This is a genomic window from Sciscionella sediminilitoris, assembly GCF_000737195.2.
Lineage (GTDB): Bacteria > Actinomycetota > Actinomycetes > Mycobacteriales > Pseudonocardiaceae > Sciscionella > Sciscionella sediminilitoris.
On the sequence record NZ_JALM01000156.1, the window covers coordinates 1 to 7,209 of the forward strand.

Sequence of the window (7,209 nt, forward strand, 5' to 3'; positions counted from 1 at the left end):
GTTACGAGACACCCCTTAGGCCTCGCTCGCGCTCACATGAGGCGCGCCACGCGACCGTTGTATGGCGGTTCCAGTTGCGCACCGCGGACCCAGGGAATTCCTGGTGGGCAGACACCGGATGGCCGAAGAGGAGACGATTACACCGTCGTACGCCCGGACCGCAACTTCCGCCTCGAGGATGCGGCCGCCACAGTCCCCAGCACCAAGACGGCATCGATTAGCCAGGGCAGCACGCGGGTACTCCGAACGTCAGGGAACGGGCCGATTAGTGAGGAGACAACATGAGCGAGTACGTCGCCGCCGAACATCTCCGGGGACATGCCTACGCCGCGACAGTACACGACGGGCGGGATATCACCCATCACCGGATTACCGTCAGTACACGTTTCCTCGATGATCTGCTGTTCCCGGAAATCCAGGGAACTCGCGTCGTTGAGGAAACCCTGCGGTATCTGCTCGAGCGCGAACCTGGTGTGGCGATCCCACACGAGCTCGATCTCGACGTGCTGCGCGGCCGCGACGCGCGACTGATCACCGAGCTGCGCAACCGCCTGGCCAGATGACACTCGTTGAGCCTTCCTCGGGCACCTGTTCTGGCAACGAACAGCGGTCCGTGACGCGGTCTTATTCAGACTCTCTCCCTGCACCGTTTGCCGTGGAGAACCCCACCGTCGTCTGGGCGGGGCGGCGCATGGTTTCCGTATCGGTCACCATCGCGCGCCACGAGGCGCCATTCCTCGTGCCTGCGGTGTTCATACCTCGGGTCAGCCGGCTGCTGGGATCAAGTCCTCGTACTCTGCCGGGAGCTGATCGAGGACGTCGGCCAGCTCGCCCGTGCTGACGGCCTCGACCAGGACCGCGAACACGGCACGCACGTGCGCGCGCAACCGTTCCTCGTTGTGCCCCATCGACTGTGCCTCTGCCACCCTTCGGAGGAATTCGGCCGCCCCGAATCGCTCTGGGTCGGCCTGGTGCCCGAGCAACGGCGCCCGCAACGGCACCGGTAGTTGCGCGGCGAGGTCACTGGCTTCGTCTTGGGTGATCCGTTGTCCGAGCACCCCGAGTACCGCATCGAGTAGTCCCTCAGCTTCGCTCTGCCTGGACGGACCACCAGAATGCCGCACGTTACTGAGGATTTCCTCGTACTGCATCACAACCTCCGGACGTGGTGCCTGTGTCTCAGCGCTACCCACCGCTTCCCTCCGTGAAACCGGGCATGGGGCGCAGTCAACGCGGGTAGCCGAGCCGTGAAGTCAGCGACCATCCGGAGGTACGAGGTGAACGACGTCCTCAATCCCGGCGAAGACACCGTCCGATGCCAATACTGTGGCCGCCCACGGCTCGGATCACCCTCAACGGACTTCTGCAGCCAGGACTGCCAACAACGCTGGCACGCTGAACGAACCACTCCGCTGCGCACCGGCCCGGATGCGTGTCGCGTGCCGGATGACGTCGGCGAATCACGGGAGGACGAGATGACCCGAAACTGGCAACCGCTGCCCGATATGGTCGGCTGGTCGGTGCAGGCCCTCGAGTCGCAACCCGGTGCGCGCGAACTGAAAGACCGAGGACCGCAATGGGAGTACCGCATCCTGGACAGCCTCGGCCGCGTCCATGTGGTCCCGGTGCGCATCTTCCGCGAGCTGATGGAGACGCTCAACGGCGCCTGCCACGACACGGCTACGCATGAGATCAACGCCCGGATGTTGCGGGCAAAACGTGAGCTGGACCGACGGCAACACCAAGGTCGCCCGCACAGCGGACACCATCAAGACAGCCAACGACAGCCGGAGATGGAGACGCGACGCCCACTGCGCACACAGGACGCTCGACGGCGATATCCGCTCCGACCATGGTAGAAGCGCCAGCCGCACCCCGGCCCGCACTTACTGGCCCCTGCCGGTCCCAGCTGTGCTGCCGCGCTCGACCAAGGTCGGCTGAGCGGTCGCCAACCCCGCTCGCAGGGGTGGCGGCACCCTCAGCGAGCAGGGTTGCGATACCGCGGTCGTAGTCGACTGGTCGAAGCATTGTCACCGGCTGGTCAACGTGGGTGCCGAGCGGCGCACTGCCGTTGCGGGATCGGTCGCCGCGGCCGCCCGGTGAACGAATCACTCGCTGAACCCGGTTGAGGCTCAGTCGCTTGGGCCAGGCCACAACGGGCTCTGGCAGTCCTCCTGCCTGCGCTCATGCTCCTGTGCTCGACAGACTGCCGCGCTTCCCCTCGACACTCCTCCTCGAGACGCACACCAAGTTCCGCCGCTATCACCACAAACAACAGCTGCCCACATGTGTAACGGGGCATCACCTGGGGTATGTCCAAGGTCTTCAAGAGAACGGGGTTCAGCGATGAGGTCTCAGTCGCCGCATACGACAGTGCATGTCGCCCGGTCGGGGCGACATCGGTGCGCGACCTGCCAGGAAACCCGAGTACGTGCTGCGTCGATTATCGGGCAGAGTGGGGAATTGATCGAGACCGTGTTGTTGTGCGGGAACTGCCGTCCGGTCGGCCGCCATCGTTGCGACGCCTCCGCAAGCACCGAGACCACGGAGACGATACCTACTGTGACTGCCCAGTGAGCACCGCAGGCGCACCTCAAGACACGCTTCCTCCAACCGTGCGTCTGGCAGCGTCTCACTCCGGACCAGCACTGGTACACCGCCCCGCTGCCACAGGTCCCTAAACAACCGTTCAGGTTTCGCGTCAACCGGCCACGGTGGAATGTCGCCCCTCAGCAAACGCCTCGACGATTTTCGCACAGAACGCCGGAAGATCATCCGGGTTCCGACTGGTCACAAGTCCCTTGTCGGCGACCACTTCCTCATCAACCACTTCCGCGCCCGCGTTACGCAGGTCGGTTCGAATACTCGGAAAGGACGTCACCGTGCGTCCTCGCACCACATCGGCCTCAACCAGCGTCCAGGGCCCGTGACAGATCGCCCCAGTCGGTTTCCCCGAACTCACGAATGACCGTACGAACTCAACCGCACCCGGATCGACGCGTAACCGATCGGGATTGATCGTCCCTCCCGGCAGGACAAGAGCATCGAGATCATCGGCGGACACATCCGAAACCACTGCGTCCACCCTCAATCGCTCGCCCTTGTCGATATCGCCGTTCATCGCTTGGATCTCACCACCGTGCACGGACAACAACCGCACGCTCGCGCCCGCCTGCTCGACAGCCTCACGTGGCTGCTCGTACTCCGCCTGCTCAACCCCGTCGGCAGCCAGTAGCGCCACGCGACGGCCGTACAGCTCGTCCGTCATGATGCAACACCCCTCATACGGCAATAACAACTCATCACCCGCCTACCCGCTCGGATTCATCGTGAAACCGCCTCCGGGCACCATCTACCTCCTCGGCTTGGCTACGTCGCCCAGGCCCGACACCACTTGTCGCTCAGTTGTGACACCACGAGTGAGTCTTGGTGCGGGTATGTCGATGAACGTCGACACCACCTTGTTGACCACGCATCGCGACGGTCTAGTCGCATTCCCGCCAGTATTCCGGCTCGTGCGCCCCTACGGTCGGTCGGGTGCCAACTGATACCAGCATCGGGGCTTCTGCTCGGCTCCGCGGTTCCGCCGTCCTGTTCATGTCCGTTTCGGCTGCCCTCGGCACGTCGACCATCTACCCGATGCAGCCCGCGATTGCAGATGTGGCGGACTCGTTGGGTACGCAGATCACTGCCGTTGGGGTCGCGCTCGCGTGTGGACCTATCGGCTACATGGTTGGTCTCGGTCTTCTCGTGCCGTTGGTCGACCGCTTCGCTCCTGGGCGGGTCCTGGCCGCTCAATTCGGGAGCCTGGCGTGTGCACTTGCGGCCAGCGCCGTCGTCCACACCGTCACGCTGTTGAGCCTAGTGGTCGCCGTTGCCGGTGCCTGTTCGGCGGTCGGAGCGGGTCTGAGCTCGGTTGCGGGCCGCTTGGCTCCTCCTCAGCGGCGGGCAACGATCTTGGGAATCGTGACCGCCGGCATCTCAGCCGGCATCCTTACCGGCCGAATCGTCGGCGGGTGGCTTGCAGACGAGCTCGGCTGGCGCGGGATGCTGCTCGTGTTCGCCGCCGCCTGCGGCATTGCTGCCGTGTGCTGCCTGGTGGCGCTCCCGAGATCAAGCGGCACCGTCGAGCGAGGCTACCTGTCTACGTTGCGTTCCCTGCCTAGCTCGTTCGTCCGTCACGCGCCCCTGCGCGTTGCCGCACTGCGTGGCACCATGTGGTTCTTCGCGTTCTGCGTGGTCTGGGCTGGGATCGCCGTGGCGCTCTCTGAGCCCCCGTTTTCGTACTCGGCTGAACGGATCGGACTGTACGCACTCGCGGGCCTCTCGGGCATCCTGGCCACCCAGGTCGCGGGAGCGTGGACCGACCGCGTCGGTGCTCGCCGGGTGATCCCCGTCGGCCTTTTCATGGCCGCAGTAGCCGCGGTCGTCCTGGGCTTCGGCCTCCCGAACACGGCCGTGACTCTGGCCTGTCTGGCGGTCTTCGATGCGGGACTGTTCGCCGCCCAGGTGGCCAACCAGAGCACCGTTCTGGCGATCGATCCGGCGGCCCCCGCACGCTTCAACAGTGCCTACATGCTGGTCTACTTTGCGGGAGGCAGCCTCGGAACCGCCTTTGGGGCAGCGACGGCGGATTGGTTCGGCTGGCCGGCCACCGCCTTGATTGCCGCCGCGGCCATCGGTGTCGCTGCAGCGATCACGGTCTTCCCACGGCGCCAGCCATGGCATCGACCGAGCAAACATCGGGAGGGGACGCGGTGATCTCGGCGACGAAAGATGCTGCAAAACCGCGTTCTGGCGTCCCGGAGTTGACGCCAGACGATCACGTCGTCCAGCCTCCACAATCCCGTGTAGACCTGTACGCGGCGATCCGGCGTGGTGCCCGGGCAGGGTTGCCGAACCACGCCATGCAACGTAAGCACGGCGTCGGCTTCCGCACCGTCGCTGCCGCGATGAACTCCGCGTGGCAGGAGCCGCGAAAGAAGCGCTGGCCACGCCTCGGGCCTCGACCCTTTCAAGCCGGTAATCGACGGTTGGCTGCGGGACGATCTCGACGCGCCGCGGAGGCAGCGACATACCGCCAAGCGGATCTTCGACCGGTTGCTGGACGAGTACGAGACCACAGGCGTCATCTCCTGGACCACCATCGACTCCGCCTGATCCCCAGGGCAACCAGCCAGTACCGCCTTGGCGAACAGCACCACGGTTTCGGCAGCGCATGCCGTAGCCTCCGAAGAAGGAAACCACCGGAGCTCTGTTCGCCGACTCAAATTCCGATCGGGCACGTCCATGACGCTGATGACGTCCAAACGTTCACGCAACAAATCCAGTACCGTTCTCGACCACGACTCCGTAGGTTCTCCCCTCAATGCGTAATCGGATGGTTTCCACGGTGTCGCTGGTCGGCATGTCGTTGTTTCCCGAGAATCGTTATTCGCTCGCGGATACCGGCCGCTCCTACGTTTAGCCCATCGCTATGGGTGGTAATGCGGTGGACATGTCGACGCAGGACCAGCCGGTGGCGGTGGTGACAGGCGCGAGTCGCGGTCTCGGGTTTGTGGTGGCCCGTCAGCTCGCCCGAAAGGGCTTCCAATTGGTCCTGTGCGCCCGCTCCGCCGAAGGGTTAGCGGTGGCGGCGGCAGACTTGCGCGCCGACGGTGCCAGGGTGCTGGCACGGACGGCGGACGTGTCGGTGCTCGCCCAGGCTAAGGAGCTCATCGGATCCACGGTGCGCGAGTACGGACGCATCGATGTGCTGGTTACCAATGCCGGAGTGATCCAAGTCGGCCCGGCCGCGGCTATGCGGTCCGAGGACTTCACCGCCGCTAGCGACACCCTATATTGGGGTACAGTGCATCCGGTGCTCGCAACTTTGCCGGTGATGCGCGAAGCCGGTGGCGGACGAATCGTCACGATTACCTCGCTTGGCGGCAAGCTTCCCGCACCGCACCTCTTGCCCTACACAGCGGCCAAACACGCGGTCGTAGGCTTTTCCGAAGGGCTGGGTGTCGAGGTGGGCAAGTACGGCATCACGGTCACGACCGCGGTACCGGGACTGATGCGAACCGGCTCCACCCGCAACGCTTGGTTCAAAGGCGCTCAGGAAGCAGAACACGGCTGGTTCGCCGTTGGCGCAAGCCTGCCATTGGTGTCCACGAGCGCGGCCACGGCCGCCAAGAAGATCGTGCGCGCGACGCTGCGCGGGCGCCGAGAAGTGATCGTCACCCCGACCGCGAAACTGGCGGCCCGCTCACACGGTCTCGCGCCGACAACGACGATCTGGGCGCTAAGCGTCCTGGACCGGCTGCTTCCGCGTGGCGAGTCACCCGAGGCCATTCCAGGGCACGCGACAACGAAAACGGCGGCCTGGTTCACCGCGCTGACTACCCTGGACAGGCGCGCCGCCCGACGCTTGCACCAACATGACGACCAGGCACACTGACCCGCGACTCTCGCGCGTTACCTAGTGAGTCCTGAACCGTTCTGCGCTCACATGGAAAGCCTCCCCGCTACCTGGCCCGATTGAGTTCTTGAAAAAGACGGGCTACTTGACCAACCGCCAGACGTTCACCAACTCACTGTAGTCCCCGACGCCTCGGGCGTACCGGCCCCTATGAACCGCACAGGAAAACCGACGCGAACGCTACACCGTTCGTCACCTACCCCGGGCGAGCACAAGCCCATCGACACGCTCATCAACCGTAGTGGTAGCCCGCCTAAAGGCACTACCCCGTCACACCTGGACCTTAGTCCCTCCAGTAAAACCGGGAGCGGTGCGGGCACAGGAATCGCCAACGGCCAATCGAATGCCTACGGGTGGGTCCTTCTGTTAGGGACCGCGTACCCGAGCGCAGCATCGTGAACACCCACCTCGAGATGAAGAACGGTCGAGTAGCGGCGACCGGCTTCGTACGGGCCTTCTCCGACTAACCAGTTCCGGCTGAGCCCGAGGCCATCATGACCGGCGCCGCACCGTCGGAGACCGCCACACAGCAGCGATGAGGCAACAGTTCAACAGAATACTCGGCCAGCTTCACCACTGCCTACAAACCGGACGGCGCTGATGAGGCCGCCGACCGGGCCCCATCTGAGGAAGCGGGTCTGGCAACACTGAAGAACTCCCTCTAGCGCCATCAGGCCTCAGCTACAGCGTGTCTCCCAATAGTCGCGACCAGCGGAAGCAGGCCTGGTGAGCTTCCCCTTGAATCG

General features: G+C 64.6%; 6 protein-coding genes. 4 read left to right on the forward strand and 2 right to left on the reverse strand.

Annotation, left to right across the window (positions count from 1 at the left end; genetic code table 11):
- Window positions 1-281: 281 nt before the first annotated feature.
- A complete protein-coding gene (locus tag AD72_RS34475) occupies window positions 282-563 on the forward strand; it encodes a hypothetical protein (RefSeq protein WP_037348408.1) in 282 nt (93 codons plus the stop codon).
- 201 nt (window positions 564-764) lie between these two features.
- On the opposite strand, the gene AD72_RS34480 is transcribed toward AD72_RS34475, so the two are convergent.
- Window positions 765-1,151 (reverse strand): DUF2267 domain-containing protein, encoded by a 387-nt coding sequence (locus tag AD72_RS34480; protein ID WP_031470853.1) that lies wholly within the window; start codon window positions 1,149-1,151, stop codon window positions 765-767.
- 126 nt (window positions 1,152-1,277) lie between these two features.
- Between AD72_RS34480 and AD72_RS37000 the strand changes: the two genes are divergently transcribed.
- Window positions 1,278-1,859, forward strand: coding sequence for a hypothetical protein (locus tag AD72_RS37000; protein ID WP_156365517.1), 582 nt, complete (start codon window positions 1,278-1,280; stop codon window positions 1,857-1,859).
- An 842-nt stretch (window positions 1,860-2,701) separates the two neighbouring features.
- Here the strand turns inward: AD72_RS37000 and AD72_RS34490 are convergent.
- Window positions 2,702-3,268 (reverse strand): type 1 glutamine amidotransferase domain-containing protein, encoded by a 567-nt coding sequence (locus tag AD72_RS34490; protein WP_031470855.1) that lies wholly within the window; start codon window positions 3,266-3,268, stop codon window positions 2,702-2,704.
- Between the two features lie 269 nt (window positions 3,269-3,537).
- On the opposite strand from AD72_RS34490, the gene AD72_RS34495 reads away from it, so the two are divergent.
- The gene (locus AD72_RS34495) at window positions 3,538-4,761 is read left to right on the forward strand and encodes an MFS transporter (protein ID WP_231645149.1); all 1,224 of its coding nucleotides are present in this window, start codon (window positions 3,538-3,540) and stop codon (window positions 4,759-4,761) included.
- A 736-nt stretch (window positions 4,762-5,497) separates the two neighbouring features.
- Window positions 5,498-6,442, forward strand: a complete 945-nt coding sequence (locus AD72_RS34500) for an SDR family NAD(P)-dependent oxidoreductase (RefSeq protein WP_031470857.1) — start codon at window positions 5,498-5,500, stop codon at window positions 6,440-6,442.
- The last annotated feature ends 767 nt before the right edge of the window (window positions 6,443-7,209 follow it).

Bases quoted from the DNA above. Each gene is read 5' to 3' on its own strand.
- AD72_RS34475 (WP_037348408.1), top strand. From the start codon at position 282: ATGAGCGAGTACGTCGCCGCCGAACATCTCCGGGGACATGCCTACGCC.
- AD72_RS34480 (WP_031470853.1), bottom strand. From the start codon at position 1,151: ATGCAGTACGAGGAAATCCTCAGTAACGTGCGGCATTCTGGTGGTCCG.
- AD72_RS34490 (WP_031470855.1), bottom strand. From the start codon at position 3,268: ATGACGGACGAGCTGTACGGCCGTCGCGTGGCGCTACTGGCTGCCGAC.
- AD72_RS34500 (WP_031470857.1), top strand. From the start codon at position 5,498: ATGTCGACGCAGGACCAGCCGGTGGCGGTGGTGACAGGCGCGAGTCGC.